Below are 20,980 nucleotides of genomic sequence, written 5' to 3'. Positions count from 1 at the left end.
CTCTCGTATAACCAACTATCCTTAAGCCCAGGCCATCCAAAAAAGGGGAGAGCCGGTACACCGGCGTGCGGGTCATCGGTAGCGTTTCTACGGGTGTTCTGGGGGGTATACAGCAATCGGCCAGCCCGGTTGCATGCCAGCATCATGCTGACTGATCCGGCGTCGGCTCCACGTATCGAGCGAGGTGACGTCATGAGCATTTTTAGCCACTTCCAACAACGTTTCGAGTCAACCCGCCAGGAAGAACTCTCGCTGCAGGAGTACCTCGAGCTGTGCAAAGAGGATCGCAGCGCCTACGCTTCGGCGGCCGAACGCCTGTTGCTGGCCATCGGCGAACCGGAGCTGGTCGACACCTCAACGAACTCCAGGCTGTCGCGGATCTTTTCCAACAAGGTGATCCGTCGCTATCCGGCCTTTGCCGACTTCCATGGCATGGAAGAGTGCATCGACCAGATCGTGTCCTACTTCCGCCATGCCGCCCAAGGCCTGGAGGAGAAGAAACAGATCCTGTACCTGCTGGGCCCGGTGGGCGGCGGTAAATCGTCCCTGGCCGAAAAGCTCAAGCAGTTGATGGAGAAGGTGCCCTTCTACGCTATCAAGGGTTCACCGGTGTTCGAGTCGCCCCTGGGGCTGTTCAATGCCGCCGAGGACGGCGCCATCCTGGAAGAAGAGTTCGGCATCCCGCGGCGCTACCTGAACACCATCATGTCGCCCTGGGCCACCAAGCGCCTGCAGGAGTTCGGCGGCGACATCTCCAGGTTCCGGGTGGTCAAGCTCTACCCATCCATCCTCAACCAGGTCGCCATCGCCAAGACAGAACCTGGCGACGAGAACAACCAGGACATCTCGGCGCTTGTGGGCAAGGTGGATATCCGCAAACTCGAGGAATTCCCGCAGAACGACGCCGACGCCTACAGCTATTCGGGCGCGCTGTGCCGGGCCAACCAGGGCCTGATGGAATTCGTCGAGATGTTCAAGGCACCGATCAAGGTCCTGCACCCGTTGCTCACCGCCACCCAGGAAGGCAACTACAACAGCACCGAAGGCCTGGGGGCGATCCCCTACTCCGGCATCCTGCTGGCCCACTCCAACGAATCGGAATGGCATACCTTCCGCAACAACAAGAACAACGAAGCGTTCATCGACCGGATCTACATCGTCAAGGTGCCGTACTGCCTGCGCGTCAGTGACGAAGTGAAGATCTACGACAAGCTGCTGGTCAACAGCTCGCTGTCCAAGGCCCATTGCGCGCCAGACACCCTCAAGATGCTCGCGCAGTTCACCGTGCTGTCGCGCCTGAAGGAGCCTGAGAACTCCAACATCTATTCGAAGATGCGCGTGTATGACGGCGAGAACCTCAAGGACACCGATCCGAAGGCCAAGTCGATCCAGGAGTATCGCGATGCCGCCGGGGTCGACGAGGGCATGAATGGCCTGTCGACCCGCTTCGCCTTCAAGATCCTGTCCAAGGTCTTCAACTTCGATCCACACGAGATCGCGGCCAACCCGGTGCACCTGCTGTACGTGCTGGAGCAGCAGATCGAACAGGAGCAGTTCCCTGCCGAGGTACGCGAGCGTTACCTGCGCTATCTCAAGGAATACCTGGCACCGCGCTATATCGAGTTCATCGGCAAGGAAATCCAGACCGCCTACCTGGAGTCCTACAGCGAATACGGCCAGAACATCTTCGACCGCTACGTGCTGTACGCCGACTTCTGGATCCAGGACCAGGAGTACCGCGACCCGGAAACCGGCGAGATCCTCAACCGCATCGCCCTCAACGAGGAGCTGGAGAAGATCGAGAAACCGGCCGGCATCAGCAACCCGAAAGACTTCCGCAACGAGATCGTCAACTTCGTGCTGCGTGCCCGCGCCAACAACAACGGCAAGAACCCGAGCTGGCTGAGCTATGAAAAGCTGCGGGTGGTGATCGAGAAGAAAATGTTCTCCAACACCGAAGACCTGCTGCCGGTCATCAGCTTCAACGCCAAGGCCAGCAAGGAGGATCAACAGAAACACAACGACTTCGTCACCCGGATGGTCGAGCGTGGCTACACCGACAAACAGGTTCGCCTGCTGTCGGAATGGTATCTGCGGGTCAGGAAATCGCAGTAAAAGCGGCAAGCTGCGAGCCGCAAGCCCTGAGCCGGACGCGGTGTGCCGTGGCGCATCGCACGGCTCACGGCGGCGGCGACTGCTTTTACTTGCAGCTCGTAGCTTGAAGCTTGCAGCTGTACCCAGCTACCGGAGGGCCCATGAGCTACGTAATCGACCGACGCCTGAACGGCAAGAACAAGAGCACGGTCAACCGCCAGCGCTTCTTGCGGCGGTACCGTGAGCACATCAAGAAAGCCGTCGAAGAGGCCGTGAGCCGCCGTTCCATCATGGACATGGAGCACGGCGAGCAGATCAGCATCCCGTCGCGGGACATCGACGAGCCGGTGCTGCACCATGGTCGTGGCGGCAAGCAGACCATCATCCACCCAGGCAACAAGGAATTCACCGCTGGCGAGCACATTCCCCGGCCCCAAGGCGGTGGAGGCGGCGGCGGCCGTGGCAAGGCCGGCAATTCCGGCGAAGGCATGGATGACTTCGTGTTCCAGATCACCCAGGAGGAGTTCCTGGAGTTCATGTTCGAGGACCTGGAGCTGCCCAACCTGGTGAAACGTCACCTCACCGGGGCCGACACCTTCAAGACCGTGCGTGCCGGTATCGCCAACGAAGGCAACCCGTCACGCATCAACATTGTCCGCACCCTGCGCTCGGCCCATGCCCGGCGCATCGCCCTGACCGGCAGCAGCCGTGCGCTGTTGCGCGAAGCCCAGGCCGAGCTTGCGCGCTTGAAGGTCGAGGAGCCGGACAACTTCACCGATATCCAGGCGACCGAGGCCGAGATCGAACGCCTGAAAGCGCGCATCAATCGCCTGCCCTTCCTCGATACCTTCGACCTGAAGTACAACCTGCTGGTCAAGCAACCCAACCCGAGCTCCAAGGCCGTGATGTTCTGCCTGATGGACGTCTCGGGCTCGATGACCCAGGCCACCAAGGACATCGCCAAACGCTTCTTCATCCTGTTGTACCTGTTCCTCAAGCGGAACTACGACCGCATCGAGGTGGTGTTCATCCGCCACCACACCAGCGCCCGCGAAGTGGACGAGGAAGAATTCTTCTATTCCCGCGAGACGGGCGGCACCATTGTGTCCAGCGCGCTCAAGTTGATGCAGGAGATCATGGCCGATCGCTACCCGGCCAGCGACTGGAACATCTACGCCGCCCAGGCCTCCGACGGCGACAACTGGAACGACGATTCGCCGATCTGCCGTGAGATCCTGTCCAAGCAGATCATGCCCCACGTGCAGTACTACACTTACGTGGAAATCACCCCCCGTGAGCATCAGGCGCTGTGGTACGAATACGAGCGCATCGGCGAAGCCTTCCCCGACACCTTCGCCCAGCAGCAGTTGGTATCGGCCGGTGATATCTATCCGGTCTTCCGTGAACTCTTCCAGCGCAGGTTAGCCACATGACCGCCAGAGAGCAGAGACGCCAGCCCATTTCCACCGGGTCCGAGTGGACGTTCGAGCTTATCCAGGCCTATGACCGCGAAATCAGCCGCCTGGCCGAGCGTTACGCCCTGGATACCTATCCCAACCAGATCGAGGTGATCACCGCCGAGCAGATGATGGATGCCTATGCGTCCGTCGGCATGCCGCTGGGCTACCACCACTGGTCCTACGGCAAGCAGTTCCTCAGCACGGAAAAATCCTACAGCCGTGGCCAGATGGGCCTGGCCTACGAAATCGTGATCAACTCCGACCCGTGCATCGCCTACCTGATGGAAGAGAACACCATGTGCATGCAAGCACTGGTGATCGCCCATGCCTGCTACGGCCACAACAGTTTCTTCAAGGGCAACTACCTGTTCCGCACCTGGACGGACGCCAGCTCGATCATCGACTACCTGGTATTCGCCAAGCAGTACATCGCCCAATGCGAGGAGCGCCACGGCATCGATGCCGTCGAAGACCTGATCGACTCCTGTCATGCCCTGATGAACTACGGCGTGGACCGCTACAAACGCCCCTACCCCATCTCCGCCGAGGAAGAACGCCGGCGGCAGAAAGAGCGCGAGGAGCATCTGCAGCGCCAGATCAACGACCTGTGGCGCACCATTCCCAAGGGCTCGGAGAAAGGCAACGAGCGCGATGATGTGCGCTTCCCCGCCGAACCCCAGGAAAACATCCTGTATTTCATCGAAAAACACGCCCCGTTGCTCGAACCCTGGCAACGGGAAGTGGTGCGCATCGTGCGCAAGATCGCCCAGTATTTCTACCCCCAACGCCAGACCCAGGTGATGAACGAAGGCTGGGCCACGTTCTGGCACTACACCCTGATGAACGACCTGTACGACGAAGGCCTGGTGACCGACGGCTTCATCATGGAGTTCCTGCAGTCCCACACCAGTGTGGTGTTCCAGCCGGGCTTCGACAGCCCGTACTACAGTGGCATCAACCCCTATGCCCTGGGCTTCGCCATGTATACCGACATTCGTCGCATGTGCGAGCACCCTACCGAAGAAGACCGGCGCTGGTTCCCTGATATCGCCGGCAGCGACTGGCTTTCCACCATCAAGTTCGCCATGAGCAGCTTCAAGGACGAAAGCTTCATCCTGCAGTACCTCTCACCCAAAGTGATCCGCGACCTGAAGCTGTTCAGCATCCTGGACGATGACCAGCGCGACGACCTGCTGGTACCGGCGATCCACGACGAAGCCGGCTACCGCATCATCCGTGAGCAACTGGCTGCCCAGTACAACCTGGGCAACCGCGAACCCAACGTGCAGATCTGGAGCATCGACCGCCGCGGCGACCGTTCCCTGACCCTGCGCCACCAGCAACACAACCGCAAGCCGCTGGGCGACTCCACCGAGGAAGTGCTTCGGCACCTGCATCGGCTGTGGGGCTTCGATATCCATCTGGAAACCGTCCAAGGCGACCAAGTCATGAAAACCCACCATATGCCGCCGCGAGGCGAGCAGAACGAAGCGGGTGAGTACGGCCGTATGGATCTTGCCGTGGTGCATCATCTCTGAGCAAACAGCCCTCCATTACTGCCGACAGGGTATGCTGTGGGCAGTAATGGAGGTTCTACATGCAGATCTACAAGGTCGGTGGCGCCGTGCGCGACCGCTTGCTCGGGCGCCCGGTCAGCGATATCGACTGGCTGGTGGTCGGCGCCACGGTCGAACAGATGCAAGCCCTGGGCTATCGCCCGGTCGGGGCTGATTTTCCGGTATTCATCCACCCTCGCACCGGCGAGGAGTACGCCCTGGCGCGCACCGAGCGCAAGAGCGGGCGCGGCTATGGCGGTTTCACCTTCCATGCCAGCCCCGAGGTCACCCTCGAAGAAGACCTGGTCCGCCGGGACCTGACCATCAATGCCATGGCAGAGGACGCGCATGGCAATCTGTGCGACCCGTATAACGGCAAGGAAGATCTCGATCGACGCATTTTGCGCCATGTTTCTCCAGCATTCGCCGAAGATCCCCTGCGTGTCCTGCGTGTAGCCCGCTTCGCGGCCCGCTATGCCCCGCTGGGCTTCCATGTCGCCGGCGAGACGCTCGAGCTGATGCGCCAGATCAGCGCATCGGGCGAGCTTCAAGCACTGACGGCCGAGCGCAGCTGGAAGGAAATCGAGCGAGCCCTGATGGAAGACCAGCCCCAGGTGTTCATCCAGGTGCTGCGCGATTGCGATGCGCTCAAGGAACTGATGCCGGAGATCAATGCACTGTTCGACGCGCAGCGACCAGACCCGCTGGCAGCACTACGAGAAGCGGCTCGCGCGCAACAGCCACTGAATGTACGCTGGGCCTGCCTGCTGCAGGGGCTGGGCGAGCCGAGCCAGGTCAAGGCAGTCAACCAGCGCTTCAAGGCCCCCAGGGAATGCCAGGAGCTCGCGTCCCTGGTCAATGAGTGCCAGCCCCTTTGCCACAACGCCAAGGCACTGAGCGCTGCCAGCCTGCTGGACTTGCTGCAGAAGTTCGACGTGTACCGTCGCCCGCAGCGCTTCGAGGATTTCATTGCTGCGTGCGAGATGGAGGCGCGTGGTCAGAGGAACGACCAGGCTTACCCGCAGGCCGATTACCTGCGCGACGCGGCGGCCGCTGCCAAAGCAGTGGATGTGAAACCACTGGTGGAGAAAGGCTTGGCCGGGCAAGCGCTGGGGGAAGCACTCAAGGCGCAACGCCTGGAAGCACTCGAAGCCTACAAGCGCCGGTAACCTTCGGGGTTTTTTTCGCGTTTATACAACCGCAATCGCCGGCAAGCCGGCCCCCACCTGTCTTGCGCTGTTGTCAGAAACACCGCCGTACCTGTGGGGGAGCTAGCTGGCTTGCCGGCGATTGGGCCTTCACATCCGGGTCAGTTGCAACCCACGCCACTCGAAGGGCACCGGTGCCAACGCCTGGTCGATATCCGCTTCCTGCCACAGCTGCCCCATCGTCTTGCCGACGCCCGGGTGCACCAGTTGCGGCGCGATCAACGACAACGGCCAGAGCACGAACGCATTCTTGAGGATCTCGGCCCTGGGCAGCACCAGGCCGTCGAAAGTTCCCAGCAGGTCGTCATACATCAGCACATCGATATCCAGCGGCAAGCCCTTGCGCTCAGGCGCATAACGGCCGTTGTCCGCCTCGATGAACTTGAGCCGACGATCCAGCTCCAGCAGCGGCAGGTCGGTCTGCCCGGTGACCACCAGGTTGTAGAACGGCCCGCTCTTGATGCCCACCGCCTGGCTTTCGAACACCGGTGAGCAGCGCATGCCCTGCAGAAAGCCCGCCAGGGCATCGAGCCCGGCGCACAGGTGCGCCTGGCGGTCGATGTTGCTGCCCAAGCCCAGGTAAACCGTACTCAGAGACATCCGCGCTCGATCTCCACGCCAACGCCACCACGGGCCGCCGGTACGGCACCTGGCTTGGTCAGCTTCAGGCGCACCCAAGGAATGTTGAATTCTTCCATCAATACCGCGACCAGGCGCTCGGCGAATGTTTCCACCAGCTCGAAACGGGCCTGCTCGGCGAATGCCTGGACACGTGCCGAGACACTGGCGTAGTCCAGGGCCAAGGCCAGGTCGTCACCGGCAGCCGCCGGGCGATTGTCCCAGGCGAAACTCAGGTCCAGGCGCAGGCACTGGCGAATATCCCGCTCCCAGTCATAGGCACCGATGACGGTATCGACTTCCAGGCCTTCGATGAACACTCTGTCCAAGCACTTCTCTCCACAGCACGACAAGGGCGACTGGCGCCGTTAGAATCAGGGCGTCCTCGCCCGGAATAGTTAGCATGTTTTGGTTATTGGCGCTGCTTGCCTACCTGCTCGGCTCTCTGTCCTTCGCCATTGTCCTGAGCCGCCTCAGCGGCAGCCCGGACCCGCGCTCCAGTGGCTCGGGCAACGCCGGCGCGACCAACATGCTACGCCTGGCAGGCCGCAAGCTGGCGATCCTGACCCTGCTGGGCGACCTGTGCAAGGGCCTGTTGCCCGTGCTGCTGGCCCAGCTGGCCGGCCTGGGCCTGCAGGAGCAAGCCTGGGTCGGGCTCTGCGCGGTGATCGGCCACCTGTTCCCACTGTACTTCTGCTTCAAGGGCGGCAAGGGCGTGGCCACCGCAGCCGGCATGCTCATGGGCCTGTACTTCCCCGCCGCGCTGCTGGCCATCGCCGCCTGGCTGCTGACCTTCTACCTCACCCGCACCAGCTCCCTGGCCGCGCTGATCGCCACCCCGCTGACCCTGCCATTGCTGGCCTGGCGCGAGCCCGAGGCGTTGTTGCCGATCACCGTGCTCACGGTACTCATCGTCTGGCGCCATCGCAGCAATCTACGCGACCTGTTCGCCGGGCGCGAACGGCATTTCTGACCTTGCACACATCGCCTCACACCGCCGGCAACTGCTCCATCGGCCAACGCGCCTGTACGGCAATGGCCAGGTCCTGACGCTGCCCGGCCAACAGGCGCTGGCACCCGGCGTAGGCGATCATGGCGCCGTTGTCGGTGCAGAACTTGGGGCGCGCGTAGTACACATTGCCGTTGAGGCTGGCCAGCATGGTTTCCAGCGAGGCCCGCAGGGCCTTGTTGGCGCTCACGCCGCCGGCGATGACCAGGCGCTTGAGGCCGGTCTGCTTGAGGGCGCGTTTGCACTTGATGGTCAGAGTCTCCACCACCGCCTGCTGGAATGCCAGGGACAGGTCGCAACGGGTTTGCTCACTGTCGTCGCCGGCATCGCGGCATTGCTGCCAGGTATTCAGGGCGAAGGTCTTGAGGCCGCTGAAGCTGAATTCCAGGCCCGGACGATCGGTCATCGGCCGCGGGAACACGAAGCGCCCGGGCACCCCCTGCTCGGCCAGGCGAGCGATCTCGGGCCCTCCCGGGTAGTTCAGGCCGATCAGCTTGGCTGTCTTGTCGAATGCCTCGCCCGCCGCATCGTCCAGGCTCTCGCCCAACAGTTCGTATTGGCCGATGCCATCGACCCGCACCAGCTGGGTGTGGCCGCCGGACACCAACAAGGCGACGAACGGAAACGCCGGAGGCGTCTCCTCCAGCATGGGGGCCAGCAGATGGCCTTCCATGTGGTGCACACCGATCGCCGGGATATCCCAGGCGAACGCCAACGCCTGGGCGCACGAAGCGCCGACCAGCAGGGCGCCGACCAAACCGGGGCCGGCGGTGTAGGCAATGGCATCGATCTCGGTGGCGACGCAGCCAGCCTCGGCCAGCACCTGGCGGATCAGGGGCAGCATGCGCTTGACGTGATCACGCGAGGCCAGCTCCGGCACGACGCCGCCATAGACGCGGTGGAGGTCGATCTGGCTGAACAGCGCGTCGGCCAACAGGCCGCGCTCGCTGTCGTATAATGCGACGCCAGTTTCGTCGCAGGATGTTTCCAATCCCAGTACTAGCATGGGTCCGTGCCTTGTGGAGGCTGAATTCGAAGGCGCGCATGATAGTCTCCGTACCACATGCCGACCAGCGGTTTTCGATCAGAGGCTTTGCATTCCGGCCAGCTAAGGGTTAACATCCGCAACCCTTGAAAACCGACGTTCTCCAGCACACCTTTTGTTTTGCCAGGAGCACGTCTACCCCGGTAATGAATTAAGGTAGCCCTGGATGCCAGCCGTCAAAGTTAAAGAGAACGAACCCTTCGACGTAGCTCTGCGTCGTTTCAAGCGCTCCTGCGAAAAAGCCGGTGTACTGGCTGAAGTTCGTAGCCGCGAGTTTTACGAGAAGCCGACTGCCGAGCGCAAGCGCAAAGCCGCTGCCGCTGTAAAGCGTCACGCCAAGAAGGTTCAGCGCGAACAGCGCCGCGCCGTTCGTCTGTACTGATACAGGCGTTCAACGCAAAGCTTCTGCCCGCCCGGCCTCGTGCCGGGCTGATGGCAGCAGTTGCTTCAAACCTCCGGCCTCGGCCAGAGGCGCCCTTCGCAACAGCGCATGGGCAACCTGCCTGAACACGTCAGAACTGGTCCCCGACCAGTCGTGCACGTCCTGACTGACGAGCCATTCGTGGCTGACGAGCACACTTTTCCTCACATCTCCCGCATCAACTGCTCGCCCTCAACCGGCGCGTAGCGATTAGACTTGCCAGCTGCCAGATGACGAGACTGCCATGGCCGGGCTGATTCCCCAAAGCTTCATTGACGACCTTCTCAACCGCACCGACATCGTCGATGTGGTGAGCTCGCGTATCCAGCTCAAGAAGACCGGCAAGAACCTTTCCGCCTGCTGCCCGTTCCACAAGGAGAAAACCCCCTCCTTCACCGTCAGCCCCGACAAGCAGTTCTACTACTGCTTCGGTTGTGGTGCTGGCGGCAACGCGCTCGGCTTCGTCATGGACCACGACAACCTGGACTTTCCCCAGGCGGTCGAAGAGCTGGCCCGGGCCGCCGGCATGGAGGTCCCTCGGGAGGAAGGCCGTCGCGGGCAGAAGCCCCGCCAGCCCACCGACTCGCCCCTCTACCCGCTGCTGGAAGCCGCCGCCGAGTTCTATCGCCAGGCGCTGCGCAGCCACCCGACCCGCAAGGCGGCGGTGGACTACCTCAAGGGCCGAGGCCTGTCCGGCGAAATCGCCCGTGACTTCGGCCTGGGCTTCGCCCCACCGGGCTGGGACAATCTGCTCAAGCACCTGGGCGCGGACAGCCTGCAGCAAAAGGTGATGATCGATGCAGGCCTGCTGATCGAGAATGCCGAAAGCGGCAAGCGCTACGATCGTTTCCGCGACCGCGTGATGTTCCCTATCCGCGACAGCCGTGGCAGGGTCATCGCGTTCGGCGGCCGGGTCCTCGGGGACGACAAGCCCAAGTACCTGAACTCTCCGGAAACCCCGGTGTTCCACAAGGGGCAAGAGCTGTACGGCCTGTACGAGGCGCGCAAGCACAACCGCAACCTCGACGAGATCATCGTGGTCGAGGGCTACATGGACGTCATCGCCCTGGCCCAGCAAGGCCTGCGCAATGCGGTGGCGACACTGGGCACGGCCACCAGCGAAGAGCACCTCAAGCGCTTGTTCCGCGTGGTGCCGAGCGTGCTGTTCTGCTTTGATGGCGACCAGGCCGGCCGCAAGGCTGCCTGGCGCGCCCTGGAGTCAACCCTGGCCAGTCTGCAGGACGGCCGCCGTGCCCGCTTCCTGTTCCTGCCCGAAGGCGAAGACCCGGACAGCCTGGTGCGCGCAGAAGGCACCGATGCCTTCATGGCCCGCATCAACCAGCACGCCCAGCCACTGGCGGACTACTTCTTCGAGCAATTGGGCAACGAGGCCGACCCGCGTTCGCTGGAAGGCAAGGCGCACATGGCGACCCTGGCCGCACCGTTGATCGAAAAGATTCCCGGTGCCAACCTGCGCCAGCTGATGCGCAACCGCCTGAAGGAAATCACCGGGCTGGATCCGCAACAGGTCGAACAGCTGGCCCAGCACGCACCAGCCCCCAGCACCCCGGATTACGACCCCGGCTATGACTACGACGCCATGGCCAGCTACACCCCCGACTACAGCGAGGCGCACCCGTACGACCATGCGCCCGCCCAGCAAGAACAGCGCCCATGGACGCCCAGCAAAGGCGGCAAGAAACAATGGGATGGCAAGCCCTGGGACAAGAAAGGCGGCAAGCCCTGGCAACGTGACGGCCATCGCGGCGAAGCGCCGCCAAGGGTGCCCGCACCGGTGGAGCCGCCGACGCTGTCGGCGCTGCGCACCTTGCTGCACTACCCGCTGCTGGCCGGCAAGGTGGAAGATGCCAGCCATTTCGCCGACGAAGAGCACCTCTACAGCCAGCTGCTGGTGGCCTTGATCGAAGCCGCGCAGAAGAATCCTAAGCTAAGCTCAATGCAACTGATCGCACGCTGGCACGGCACCGAACAAGGCCGACTGCTGCGGGCCCTGGCGGAAAAGGAATGGCTGATCGATGCCGACAACCTTGAACAACAGTTTTTCGACACTATAACTAGCTTGTCCGCCCGCCAACGCGAGCGCAGCCTGGAACATCTGCTCAGGAAAGCACGTCAAAGCGAATTGAGCAGCGAGGAAAAATCGCAGCTCCTTGCCCTGCTGAGCCGGAATGTTCCCGCACAAACCCCGACCTCATCTGGCGCGTGAGGTCCATGCTCGGGTATAATCCTCGGCTTGTTTTTTGCCCGCCAAGACCTTCAGTGGATAGGGTGTTATGTCCGGAAAAGCGCAACAGCAATCTCGTATCAAAGAGTTGATCACCCGCGGCCGTGAGCAGGGCTACCTGACTTACGCGGAGGTCAACGACCACCTGCCTGAGGATATTTCAGATCCGGAACAGGTGGAAGACATCATCCGCATGATCAACGACATGGGGATCAACGTATTCGAGAGTGCTCCGGATGCGGATGCCCTGCTGTTGGCGGAAGCCGACACCGACGAAGCCGCAGCCGAAGAAGCCGCCGCAGCGTTGGCGGCAGTTGAAACCGATATCGGCCGCACGACCGACCCGGTGCGCATGTACATGCGCGAAATGGGTACCGTCGAGCTGCTGACCCGCGAAGGCGAGATCGAAATCGCCAAGCGCATCGAGGAAGGCATTCGCGAAGTCATGGGCGCCATCGCCCACTTCCCGGGTACTGTCGACTATATCCTCAGCGAATATGACCGCGTCACCACCGAAGGTGGCCGTCTGTCCGATGTCCTCAGCGGTTACATCGACCCTGACGACAACATCGCCGCCCCGACCGAGGAAGTGCCGATCCCTGGCGCCAAGGCCGCGGCTGCCAAGGAAGAAGAAGACGAAGAGGAAGACAGCGAAGAAAGCGGTGACGACAGCGAGGACGAGGGCGAAAGCGGCCCGGATCCGGAAGTTGCCCGTCAGCGTTTCGGCGCCGTCGCCGACCAGCTCCAGGCCACCAGCAAGATCCTGAAAAAGCACGGCCGCAGCGGCAAGGAGAGCATCGAAGCCCTCCAGGCCCTGGCAGACCTGTTCATGCCGATCAAGCTGGTGCCCAAGCAGTTCGACGCGCTGGTCGAGCGCGTGCGCAGCGCCCTGGAGCGCCTGCGCGCCCAGGAACGCGCCATCATGCAGCTGTGCGTGCGTGATGCCCGCATGCCACGCGCCGACTTCCTGCGCCTGTTCCCAAGCAATGAAACCGACCAAACCTGGTCCGGCGACCTGGCCAAGCGCAACACCAAGTGGGCTGCCGCCCTGGGTGAGAAGGACGCCGCGATCGTCGCCTGCCAGCAGAAACTGATCGACCTCGAGACCGAGACCGGCCTGACCGTTGCCGAAATCAAGGAAATCAACCGTCGCATGTCGATCGGCGAGGCCAAGGCCCGCCGCGCCAAGAAGGAAATGGTCGAGGCCAACCTGCGTCTGGTGATTTCCATCGCCAAGAAGTACACCAACCGTGGCCTGCAGTTCCTGGACCTGATCCAGGAGGGCAACATCGGCTTGATGAAGGCGGTGGACAAGTTCGAATACCGTCGCGGCTACAAGTTCTCGACCTACGCCACCTGGTGGATCCGCCAGGCGATCACCCGCTCGATCGCCGACCAGGCGCGCACCATCCGTATTCCGGTGCACATGATCGAGACGATCAACAAGCTCAACCGCATTTCCCGCCAGATGCTGCAGGAAATGGGTCGCGAACCGACTCCGGAAGAGCTGGGCGAGCGCATGGAAATGCCTGAGGACAAGATCCGCAAGGTATTGAAGATCGCCAAGGAACCGATCTCCATGGAAACCCCGATCGGTGACGACGAAGATTCGCACCTGGGCGATTTCATCGAGGACTCGACCATGCAGTCCCCGATCGATGTGGCCACGGTCGAAAGCCTCAAGGAAGCCACCCGTGACGTGCTCTCGGGCCTGACCGCACGCGAAGCCAAGGTGCTGCGCATGCGTTTCGGCATCGACATGAACACCGATCACACCCTCGAAGAGGTCGGCAAGCAGTTCGACGTGACCCGCGAACGGATCCGTCAGATCGAAGCCAAGGCGTTGCGCAAGCTGCGCCACCCGACGCGAAGCGAGCACCTGCGCTCCTTCCTCGACGAGTGATGACGAACCCCGGCCCAGGCCGGGGTTTTTCTTTTCAGCCAGCGGCCCCTCTGGGCTGCAGGCATGGCGTTGCATCGCGATGGTTGACCCGCGAACTGAGTCACCCGGCACGCTTTGCCCGTCTACACTCGATTCATACCCCTTGAACGAGAGGCCGCTATGTCCTTTGTGCCGGCCCTTCTGTTGTCGATCCTGCTTCTCTGGACCACAACGGCCGGCGCCTTGACCCTGACGGATGAAGAGAAAGCCTGGCTCGGCGCCCACCCCCAGCTACGTCTGGGTATCGATGCCTCCTGGCCACCTTTCGAGTTCCGCGACCAGGAGGGCCGCTACCAGGGATTGGCCGCCGACTACGTTGCCCTGATCGAGGAACGCCTGGGCATCCAGCTCAAGCCGGTCGAGCCCAGAGGCTGGACCGACGTCCTGCTGCAAGCCAAGGAAAACCGCCTGGACCTGCTCCCTGGCATCATGTCGACACCGGAACGCCAGAATTACCTGTCCTTCACCCGCCCCTACCTGGACTTCCCCATCGTCATCCTGGCCCATGACGGCGGGCCACAGCCCCGCACACTCAAGGAACTGTACGGGCTCAAGGTCGCCGTGGTGGAAAACTACGCGCCCCATGAGCTGCTGCGCACGCACCACCCGGACCTGAACCTCGTCGCACTGCCCAACGTCAGCTCCTCCCTACAGGCCCTGGCCACCGATGAAGTGGACGCTGTGGTCGGTGACCTCGCCTCGAGTATCTGGGCCCTGCGACAACTCAAGCTCGAAGGCCTGTACGTCAGTGGCGAGACGCCTTACCGCTATCAGTTGGCCATGGCCACGCCCAGAGGCAACAAGGTCTTGATCGGTATTCTGGACAAGGTCATAGCAGACATGAGTCCTGGCGAAGTCAACCAGATCCAGCAACGCTGGGTTGGCAATGTCGTCGACCAACGCTCGTTCTGGAACGACCTGCTGCTCTATGGCCTGCCCGCAGTCCTGCTGCTGATGGCCATCCTCGCCGTGGTGATCCGCATCAACCGGCGCCTGAGCTCGGAAATCTCCCGGCGTATCGCGCTCGAGCAGGAACTGCGCAGCAGCGAGTACCACTACCGCAGCCTGGTCGAAAGCCTGTCGGCCATCGCGTGGGAAGCCGACGCCAACGATTTCACCTACAGCTACGTCTCCCCCCATGCCGAGGATCTGCTCGGCTACCCCCTGGGCGACTGGCTCAAGCCAGGGTTCTGGCGCAGCATCCTGCACCCCGAGGATGCGCTCTGGGCCCAAGCCTTCTGCGACAGCGAGACCGCCGCCGGACGCGACCACAGCCTCGACTATCGGGTGATCCGCGCCGATGGCCAAGCCCTCTGGGTGCGCAATATCGTCAGCATGATCGAACATGGGCACCGCCCGTTGCTGCGCGGCCTGATGATCGACATCAGCGAAACCAAGCGTACCGAGGATGCCCTGCGCCTGTCGGAGCAGAAGTTCGCCTCGGTGTTCCAACAATGCCCGGACATCCTGGTGATCGCCCGGCACAGCGATGGCTGCCTGCTGGAGGTCAACGAAGCCTTCGAAGAGCAGATCGGCCTGAGCCCGAGCCAGGTGATCGGTCGCACCGCCACTGAGCTGGACCTCTGGGCAGTCGCAGGTGCCGGGCCCGTCCTGTTGGAGCGCCTGCAGCGCGGTGCCATCCGTAATCTGGAGACCCGGTTCCGACGTAGCAACGGCCAAATATTCACCGGCTTGGTCTCCGCTGAAACGTTCGAACTCGATGGCGCCCGGGCGCTGGTGGTGGCCGTGCGGGACATCAGCCAGCTGAAGGAAACCCAGCAACAACTGCAAACCTCGGAGGAGAAGTTCGCCAAGGCCTTCCACGCCTCCCCCGACGGCCTGCTGCTGTCACGTCAGAGTGACGGCCTGTTGCTGGAGGCGAACGAAGGCTTCTGCCGCCTGACCGGCTACGACATCAATCCTGCCAGCGACCAGACCTCCCTCGACCTGGGCATCTGGGTCGACCTCAACGAACGCAAGCGCCTGGTCGATCAGCTCCAGCGTGACGGCTTCGTACGTGACTTCAGTTGCCACATACGCCGCAGCGACGGGCAGATTCGCCTGTGCGAGTTGTCAGCCCGACCGCTGCCGATCGCCGGTACCGACTGCATGCTGACCATCGTGCGCGACATCACCGAGCGCAACCTGATGCAGGAAAAACTGCAGCTGGCGGCCACCGTATTCGAGAACACCGCAGAAGGCGTCTTGATCACCGACCCGGAGCAACGCATCAGCGCGGTGAACCGCGCCTTCAGCGAAATCACCGGCTACAGCGAAATAGAAGCCCTCGGGCAGACCCCGCGCCTGCTTGCCTCCGGCCAGCACGACAGCGCGTTCTATGCCGCCATGTGGCACCAGCTCACCGCCGAAGGCCACTGGCAGGGAGAAATCTACAACAAGCGCAAGAATGGCGAGCTCTACCCCGGCTGGCTGACCATCAGCGCCGTGCGCAACCGCGAGCATGAGATCACCCACTTCGTCGCTGTGTTCGCCGATATCTCCAGCCTCAAGCTTGCCCAGGCCAAGCTCGACTACCAGGCCCACCACGACCCGCTCACCGGTCTGCCCAACCGCGCCCTGTTCGAAAACCGCCTGCAGGCTGCCCTCAGCGGCGCCCAGGAGGCCAATCGCCAGGGCGCGGTCCTGTTCCTCGACCTGGACCGCTTCAAGCACATCAATGACAGCCTAGGCCACCCCGTGGGCGACCTGTTGCTAAAAAGTATCGCCCACCGCCTGAAGGAACAAGTACGCGACCTCGACACCGTAGCCCGCCTGGGCGGTGACGAATTCATCATCCTCCTGCCCGGCCTGCATCGCCCCAGCGATGCCAACGCCATCGCCAACAAATTGCTGGCCTGCTTCCATGCGCCCTTCCAGGCCGGCGAACATGAGTTCTTCACCAGCGCGAGCATCGGCATCAGCCTCTATCCCCAGGACGGCAGCGACGTCGCCAGCCTCATCCGCAACGCCGACGCCGCCATGTATCGCTCCAAGGCCAAGGGCCGCAACCGCGTCGAAGCCTACACCCGCGACCTCACCGCCCAGGCCAGCGAGCGCATTGCCCTGGAGCACGAACTGCGCCGCGCCATCGAGCGTCACGAAATGAGCCTGTGCTTCCAGCCTAAGTTCAGCCTCAAGAGCCAAAGCCTGGTCGGCGCCGAAGCCCTGGTTCGCTGGCGGCACCCGACCTTCGGCGAGGTACCGCCGGAGCAGTTCATCCACCTGGCCGAGGAGAACGGCACCATTCTCCAGCTGGGCGATTGGGTGATGGAACAGGCCTGCCGCCAGATGTTCGCCTGGAAGGCCCTCTACAAGCCGTTCGGCCCCCTGTCGATCAACCTCGCCGGCGCCCAGCTGCGCCAACCGAGCCTGGCCAGGCGCATCGAACACCTGCTCAAGGTGTACCAGCTCAAGGCCGGCGACCTGCAGCTGGAAATCACCGAGAACTTCATCATGAGCCAGGCCGAAGAAGCCCTGGCCATCCTTCACCAGCTCAAGGACCTGGGCGTGCAACTGGCCATCGACGACTTCGGTACAGGCTATTCATCGCTGAGCTACCTCAAGCGCCTGCCACTGGACATCCTCAAAATCGACCAGTCCTTCATCCGCGGCCTGCCGGACGACCCCCACGACGCTGCCATTACCCGCGCAATCATCGCCCTGGGCCGCAGCATGCAGCTGACCATCATTGCCGAAGGTGTGGAGAACCAGGATCAGCAGCACTTCCTGGCCATCGAAGGCTGTGAGCAGATCCAGGGCTACATCGTCAGCCCGCCCCTGCCCCCGGAGGAGTTCGCAGCAACCTTTCTTCGTATAGCACTATCAGATCTTTCAGATGGCACCCACCTCAAACCCTCGTTATAATCCCCGCCACCTCTGGGGCCTATAGCTCAGTTGGTTAGAGCAGAGGACTCATAATCCTTTGGTCCACGGTTCGAGTCCGTGTGGGCCCACCATCTTTAAAGCCGCGCACTGTGCGGCTTTGCCGTTTCTGCAGCCTCACATTTTCGCGGATATAGACCTTTCACAAGCGGGACAAGCGTCCACACTGTGTCCACACCGGTCCGCAATCAGGTTCCACTCTGACAGAACCCTACCAACTCAAAGCCAAACGGCCTGGCTTGGAAAATAGACAGTGAGCCGAATAGGTTCGCTAATCGGCTCATCGATGAAGGCCTCTCATGAACGACGCGCTCTGGATTTGGCAACAACCCGAGTAGCCACACTTCAGCTGGCAAGCCGAAGCGCTTGCATGCGCTCATCACCGGCACGCAGCTGAGCACACGAGCTAGATATCGCGGCGCAACAGGGTTTTCCCGAAATTCTGGAACACCTGGGTGTACTGCTTTCGCCAGTTGTTCGCCCAGAACTCGGCATCCGGGAACGTACCATCCAGGGACCGGGCGGCCAACACGTCGCTTGGCGCGATTTCCTCAGGCTGCTGCTGGCTCAGCATTGGGAACGCCATGTAGGCCCTGAATTTTTTCGAAAACACTTTATCGATTGCGGTGCCGGAATAAGGGGCATGACTCAACAGATGTCGGCACCCCTCGCTCGACAAGATATAGGCATGCGTCCCTTTGGTGCGCACCCTTGCCACCCCTCTGTACCAGGTGAGCCATACCCGGCCAAGGTTGGCGCCCAGGTAGAACAACTCAGGCGATTTCTTGTTCAGGAACGTATTGATCTGGCTGACTTGCTGAACGCCGAACGACACCAGCGTCGCATCGTCCTCCAGCACCAGCACACGCCGATAGCCTCGTTCCAGCGCCAACCGCGCGCATTTCATATGGGAATCGAAGCATCCACGTTCCGGGCTTTGCTGGTCGCGCTCGACGATGAGGAACTCAATCGCGAGGCCACTGCCGTGGAACTCTTTCGTTAGCAACGCGCGCCGGTCTTCGCGTTCGCGAAGACTGATGCAAAATACGCCATCAACGTCCAGTTGACTCAAATCCTTTGTTTTCGACATGCCAAACCATTGCGAACTGATTTTTCAAAAACTCGATGGCAGCTAGCGCTGGCACCCCTGAAAATTGGATCCGCGACATTGTCGCCGAAATAACATCATTACGCCACGACGTTCAGCGCATGCGCTTCGTCGCCCCGATTGCACATGAGCCACGGGTATAGCGCAGGCGGAACGAACAGTACATTTCAAACTCTATAGCATTTGTTGCTTCTACCTAACCTAGAGATAAACGCGACCCCATGCGTACTGCTTCCTCCTTGCCCGAACGAGCCGAGGAATTCGAAAAGTGTCGGAATATTGCTAGCGGCCCAGTCATCCTTTTGGCCTCGGGCGTCTCGGCCAAGCACTTTCCCATCGATGAATTCCCCAATGTGCCGATCATCGCCATGAACGGCTCTATCGCAATGCTGGATACGGCAGGGACTAACCCGTTTTTCTATGTATGCACGGATCGGGACTTTTCACGCCAGCAGCCCCAGTTGTTTGCACAAGCCATGGCAAAGAGTCAGCGGGTGGCGATGTGGCAGGATCAGTACGAAACACTGTCGGCCCCACCGGCCGGTGAGGTTTTTTTCCTGCACAAAGCCCCTGACCTGTCTTTCTTTCAGCGCTATGTCCATCGAGACCAGGCGCTGGTACGCAATCGAAACAGCCTGGATAGACGTGCTCGCTCGCTGGGTTTCAGCAAGGACCTCTCCCATGGTTTCTTCGACGCGCGTACCGTGGCTTACGTAGCGCTACAGATTGCCTATCACGTGGGTTTTAGCCGGGTATTCCTCGTAGGTGTCGACCTGGATCAGTCGGCAGGGCGTTTCTACGAAAAGGACGACTCGCACAGATCGCCTTGTGGTCTGGACCAGCATTTTGAAGAGCGAATCTTGCCGTCATTCGAACTGACGGCACGGCAGGTCGTTGGCGAGCGCTTCAGAATCTACAATCTGTCTGCCCGTTCTCGGATTCCGGAGAGTGTGGTGCCAAAGATCACGCTCGAGGCATTCAGGGGCATGGTCAACTAGAGCCTTTGGGATAATGCTGTCTGTTTGAGCAGTTGGGGCCGCTACGCGCCCCATCGCGGGACAAGCCCGCTCCTACAGGGACGTCGCCATTTTTGAGGTCATCTCTCGATGACAACGGCAGTGCGCTGGTTGTAGAAAACGCAGTTGTCGGGAATAGGCTTGTTGACCAATGACATGGCACCGATGGTCACGTTGTCGCCTATGTGAACATCATCCGAAATCACGCAACTGTTCGCACCGATGCTGACATTGTCGCCGAGCTCCAAGCGATAACGCTTCAGCCCCAATGTCTTGATGCCGATGGTGCAGTTCTGGCGAATGAACAGGTTGCGTCCGATTCGAGCGTGGCCACTGATCACCACGCCCGGCAGGTGAGCGATACGTACCCCAGGCCCAATCGAAGCCTCCAGGCCAATGTCGACGGCATACTTCAAGTTCAAACGTTCATTGAGCCGACGCGCATAGGCCGCACATGCGCCTCCCTTGCCATGGCAGTATTGGGCGAAGCGGAACCAGAATAGGTAGCGCAACTTATTGTCCTTGCGCGCACGGCGAAGCACGTTGAAGAACAGACTGGTACACCGGCCTGGCTTTTTCTTGTTGGAGACTTCCGTGCGCCAACATTCGAGCAATTCTTCGAATGTCACTGTTGGGCCTGCTTGCAGAGCTGAGGGTCGATGATGGAGGGCATCCACGTGCGCCGCAAGCCAACCGCTGTATTTTCATTACGATAGGAGTCAGAGGCCTTCTTGCGCACGCTAGCCGTCCAATACTAGGCTACGCCGCTGACAAAAGAGACCCATCATGTCCGACATCCGTCCCATCGCCCTCGACGAAATCGACCGCCAGTTGATCGCCCTGCTGCAGATCAACGCGCGCGAAAGCGTCGCCACCCTCGCCCGCCAGCTGGGCATTGCCCGCACCACCGTGAACTCGCGCCTGGAGCGCCTGGAGAAGAGCAAGGTCATCACCGGCTATGGCGTGCGGCTGGGGCAGCGCCTGATCGGCGGCGGGCTGCAAGCCTATGTGGGCATCAAAGCTCAGCCACGCTCGGGCAAGGACATCGTGCGCCGGCTCACCGCCATGGGGCAGGTCCAGCAGTTGTGTGCGGTCAGCGGCGAATTCGACTACGTCGCCTGGCTAAGCAGTGACTCGCCTGAACAGCTGGACCAGTTGCTCGACCAGATCGGCAGCCTGGAAGGGGTGGAGAAGACCACCACCTCGATCATCCTTAGCAGCAAGGTCGACCGGGGGCAACCGGGCTGAGTTGATGCGCGGGCTCATGCCTGTCGTCATTATGTGCAAATGAATGATCGTTTAGACGATCATCCACACATAACGACGCCACTCTGCACCTTAATTACGAACACCCCACCCCCTAAAATGGCCTCCAG

At 61.5% G+C, this 20,980-nt stretch carries 16 protein-coding genes and 1 tRNA gene; 12 read left to right on the top strand and 5 right to left on the bottom strand.

Features of this window, described 5'->3' with window-relative positions; all coding sequences use genetic code 11:
- The first annotated feature begins 192 nt into the window (after window positions 1-192).
- The 4 genes from AC1MHZ_RS16355 to AC1MHZ_RS16340 all read left to right on the top strand — a co-directional run bounded on the left by AC1MHZ_RS16355 (window position 193) and on the right by AC1MHZ_RS16340 (window position 6,279).
- Window positions 193-2,115: a PrkA family serine protein kinase gene (locus AC1MHZ_RS16355; RefSeq protein WP_482966617.1), complete on the top strand. Its 1,923-nt coding sequence runs from the start codon at window positions 193-195 to the stop codon at window positions 2,113-2,115.
- A 140-nt stretch (window positions 2,116-2,255) separates the two neighbouring features.
- Window positions 2,256-3,527, top strand: a complete 1,272-nt coding sequence (locus AC1MHZ_RS16350; protein WP_084856188.1) for a YeaH/YhbH family protein — start codon at window positions 2,256-2,258, stop codon at window positions 3,525-3,527.
- Window positions 3,524-5,092, top strand: coding sequence for a SpoVR family protein (locus AC1MHZ_RS16345; protein ID WP_084856190.1), 1,569 nt, complete (start codon window positions 3,524-3,526; stop codon window positions 5,090-5,092). The genes AC1MHZ_RS16350 and AC1MHZ_RS16345 overlap by 4 nt, the downstream gene beginning before the upstream one ends.
- 59 nt (window positions 5,093-5,151) lie before the next feature.
- Window positions 5,152-6,279 (top strand): tRNA nucleotidyltransferase/poly(A) polymerase-related protein, encoded by a 1,128-nt coding sequence (locus AC1MHZ_RS16340; RefSeq protein ID WP_368829607.1) that lies wholly within the window; start codon window positions 5,152-5,154, stop codon window positions 6,277-6,279.
- Window positions 6,280-6,408: 129 nt separating this feature from the next.
- Here the strand turns inward: AC1MHZ_RS16340 and folK are convergent, their stop codons facing one another.
- Together folK and folB are read right to left on the bottom strand one after the other, a co-directional pair.
- Window positions 6,409-6,918 carry a 2-amino-4-hydroxy-6-hydroxymethyldihydropteridine diphosphokinase gene (gene folK / locus AC1MHZ_RS16335; protein ID WP_368829608.1) on the bottom strand — a complete coding sequence of 170 codons (510 nt, stop codon included), beginning with the start codon at window positions 6,916-6,918 and terminating at the stop codon, window positions 6,409-6,411.
- A complete protein-coding gene (folB, locus tag AC1MHZ_RS16330) occupies window positions 6,909-7,265 on the bottom strand; it encodes a dihydroneopterin aldolase (protein ID WP_084856197.1) in 357 nt (118 codons plus the stop codon). Before folB ends, folK begins: the two co-directional genes overlap by 10 nt.
- 74 nt (window positions 7,266-7,339) lie before the next feature.
- Between folB and plsY the strand changes: the two genes are divergently transcribed.
- The gene (gene plsY / locus AC1MHZ_RS16325) at window positions 7,340-7,909 is read left to right on the top strand and encodes a glycerol-3-phosphate 1-O-acyltransferase PlsY (protein ID WP_084856199.1); all 570 of its coding nucleotides are present in this window, start codon (window positions 7,340-7,342) and stop codon (window positions 7,907-7,909) included.
- Window positions 7,910-7,925: 16 nt separating this feature from the next.
- Here the strand turns inward: plsY and tsaD are convergent, their stop codons facing one another.
- Entirely contained in the window at window positions 7,926-8,951 is a 1,026-nt protein-coding gene (gene tsaD / locus AC1MHZ_RS16320; RefSeq protein ID WP_084856201.1) for a tRNA (adenosine(37)-N6)-threonylcarbamoyltransferase complex transferase subunit TsaD, read from the bottom strand.
- A gap of 205 nt (window positions 8,952-9,156) precedes the next feature.
- Between tsaD and rpsU the strand changes: the two genes are divergently transcribed.
- The 5 genes from rpsU to AC1MHZ_RS16295 all read left to right on the top strand — a co-directional run bounded on the left by rpsU (window position 9,157) and on the right by AC1MHZ_RS16295 (window position 17,554).
- Window positions 9,157-9,372 carry a 30S ribosomal protein S21 gene (gene rpsU / locus AC1MHZ_RS16315; protein ID WP_003255575.1) on the top strand — a complete coding sequence of 72 codons (216 nt, stop codon included), beginning with the start codon at window positions 9,157-9,159 and terminating at the stop codon, window positions 9,370-9,372.
- A 283-nt stretch (window positions 9,373-9,655) separates the two neighbouring features.
- The gene (gene dnaG / locus AC1MHZ_RS16310; RefSeq protein ID WP_084856203.1) at window positions 9,656-11,638 is read left to right on the top strand and encodes a DNA primase; all 1,983 of its coding nucleotides are present in this window, start codon (window positions 9,656-9,658) and stop codon (window positions 11,636-11,638) included.
- Between the two features lie 67 nt (window positions 11,639-11,705).
- On the top strand, window positions 11,706-13,559 hold the full coding sequence (rpoD, locus tag AC1MHZ_RS16305) for an RNA polymerase sigma factor RpoD (protein ID WP_084856205.1): 1,854 nt from the start codon (window positions 11,706-11,708) through the stop codon (window positions 13,557-13,559).
- 159 nt (window positions 13,560-13,718) lie between these two features.
- A complete protein-coding gene (locus AC1MHZ_RS16300; protein WP_482966616.1) occupies window positions 13,719-17,462 on the top strand; it encodes a bifunctional diguanylate cyclase/phosphodiesterase in 3,744 nt (1,247 codons plus the stop codon).
- 15 nt (window positions 17,463-17,477) lie between these two features.
- Window positions 17,478-17,554 (top strand) — tRNA-Ile (locus AC1MHZ_RS16295).
- A 332-nt stretch (window positions 17,555-17,886) separates the two neighbouring features.
- On the opposite strand, the gene AC1MHZ_RS16290 is transcribed toward AC1MHZ_RS16295, so the two are convergent.
- On the bottom strand, window positions 17,887-18,570 hold the full coding sequence (locus tag AC1MHZ_RS16290) for a hypothetical protein (RefSeq protein WP_368829610.1): 684 nt from the start codon (window positions 18,568-18,570) through the stop codon (window positions 17,887-17,889).
- Window positions 18,571-18,809: 239 nt separating this feature from the next.
- On the opposite strand from AC1MHZ_RS16290, the gene AC1MHZ_RS16285 reads away from it, so the two are divergent.
- Window positions 18,810-19,586, top strand: a complete 777-nt coding sequence (locus tag AC1MHZ_RS16285) for a lipopolysaccharide biosynthesis protein (protein WP_368829611.1) — start codon at window positions 18,810-18,812, stop codon at window positions 19,584-19,586.
- A gap of 98 nt (window positions 19,587-19,684) precedes the next feature.
- Here the strand turns inward: AC1MHZ_RS16285 and AC1MHZ_RS16280 are convergent, their stop codons facing one another.
- Complete coding sequence (locus AC1MHZ_RS16280) at window positions 19,685-20,233, bottom strand: serine acetyltransferase (RefSeq protein WP_084856214.1); 549 nt, start codon at window positions 20,231-20,233, stop codon at window positions 19,685-19,687.
- Between the two features lie 157 nt (window positions 20,234-20,390).
- On the opposite strand from AC1MHZ_RS16280, the gene AC1MHZ_RS16275 reads away from it, so the two are divergent.
- A complete protein-coding gene (locus AC1MHZ_RS16275) occupies window positions 20,391-20,852 on the top strand; it encodes an Lrp/AsnC family transcriptional regulator (protein ID WP_084856216.1) in 462 nt (153 codons plus the stop codon).
- Window positions 20,853-20,980: the final 128 nt, after the last annotated feature.

The organism is Pseudomonas sp. FA-1 (assembly GCF_056856075.1).
This window is presented reverse-complemented; position numbering and strand designations above follow the sequence as displayed.

Coding starts and splice junctions, on each gene's coding strand:
- AC1MHZ_RS16290 (WP_368829610.1), bottom strand. CDS start 18,570: ATGTCGAAAACAAAGGATTTGAGTCAACTGGACGTTGATGGCGTATTT.
- rpsU (WP_003255575.1), top strand. CDS start 9,157: ATGCCAGCCGTCAAAGTTAAAGAGAACGAACCCTTCGACGTAGCTCTG.
- tsaD (WP_084856201.1), bottom strand. CDS start 8,951: ATGCTAGTACTGGGATTGGAAACATCCTGCGACGAAACTGGCGTCGCA.
- folK (WP_368829608.1), bottom strand. CDS start 6,918: ATGTCTCTGAGTACGGTTTACCTGGGCTTGGGCAGCAACATCGACCGC.
- AC1MHZ_RS16340 (WP_368829607.1), top strand. CDS start 5,152: ATGCAGATCTACAAGGTCGGTGGCGCCGTGCGCGACCGCTTGCTCGGG.
- AC1MHZ_RS16350 (WP_084856188.1), top strand. CDS start 2,256: ATGAGCTACGTAATCGACCGACGCCTGAACGGCAAGAACAAGAGCACG.
- AC1MHZ_RS16345 (WP_084856190.1), top strand. CDS start 3,524: ATGACCGCCAGAGAGCAGAGACGCCAGCCCATTTCCACCGGGTCCGAG.
- dnaG (WP_084856203.1), top strand. CDS start 9,656: ATGGCCGGGCTGATTCCCCAAAGCTTCATTGACGACCTTCTCAACCGC.
- AC1MHZ_RS16285 (WP_368829611.1), top strand. CDS start 18,810: ATGCGTACTGCTTCCTCCTTGCCCGAACGAGCCGAGGAATTCGAAAAG.
- plsY (WP_084856199.1), top strand. CDS start 7,340: ATGTTTTGGTTATTGGCGCTGCTTGCCTACCTGCTCGGCTCTCTGTCC.
- AC1MHZ_RS16275 (WP_084856216.1), top strand. CDS start 20,391: ATGTCCGACATCCGTCCCATCGCCCTCGACGAAATCGACCGCCAGTTG.
- AC1MHZ_RS16300 (WP_482966616.1), top strand. CDS start 13,719: ATGTCCTTTGTGCCGGCCCTTCTGTTGTCGATCCTGCTTCTCTGGACC.
- AC1MHZ_RS16355 (WP_482966617.1), top strand. CDS start 193: ATGAGCATTTTTAGCCACTTCCAACAACGTTTCGAGTCAACCCGCCAG.
- rpoD (WP_084856205.1), top strand. CDS start 11,706: ATGTCCGGAAAAGCGCAACAGCAATCTCGTATCAAAGAGTTGATCACC.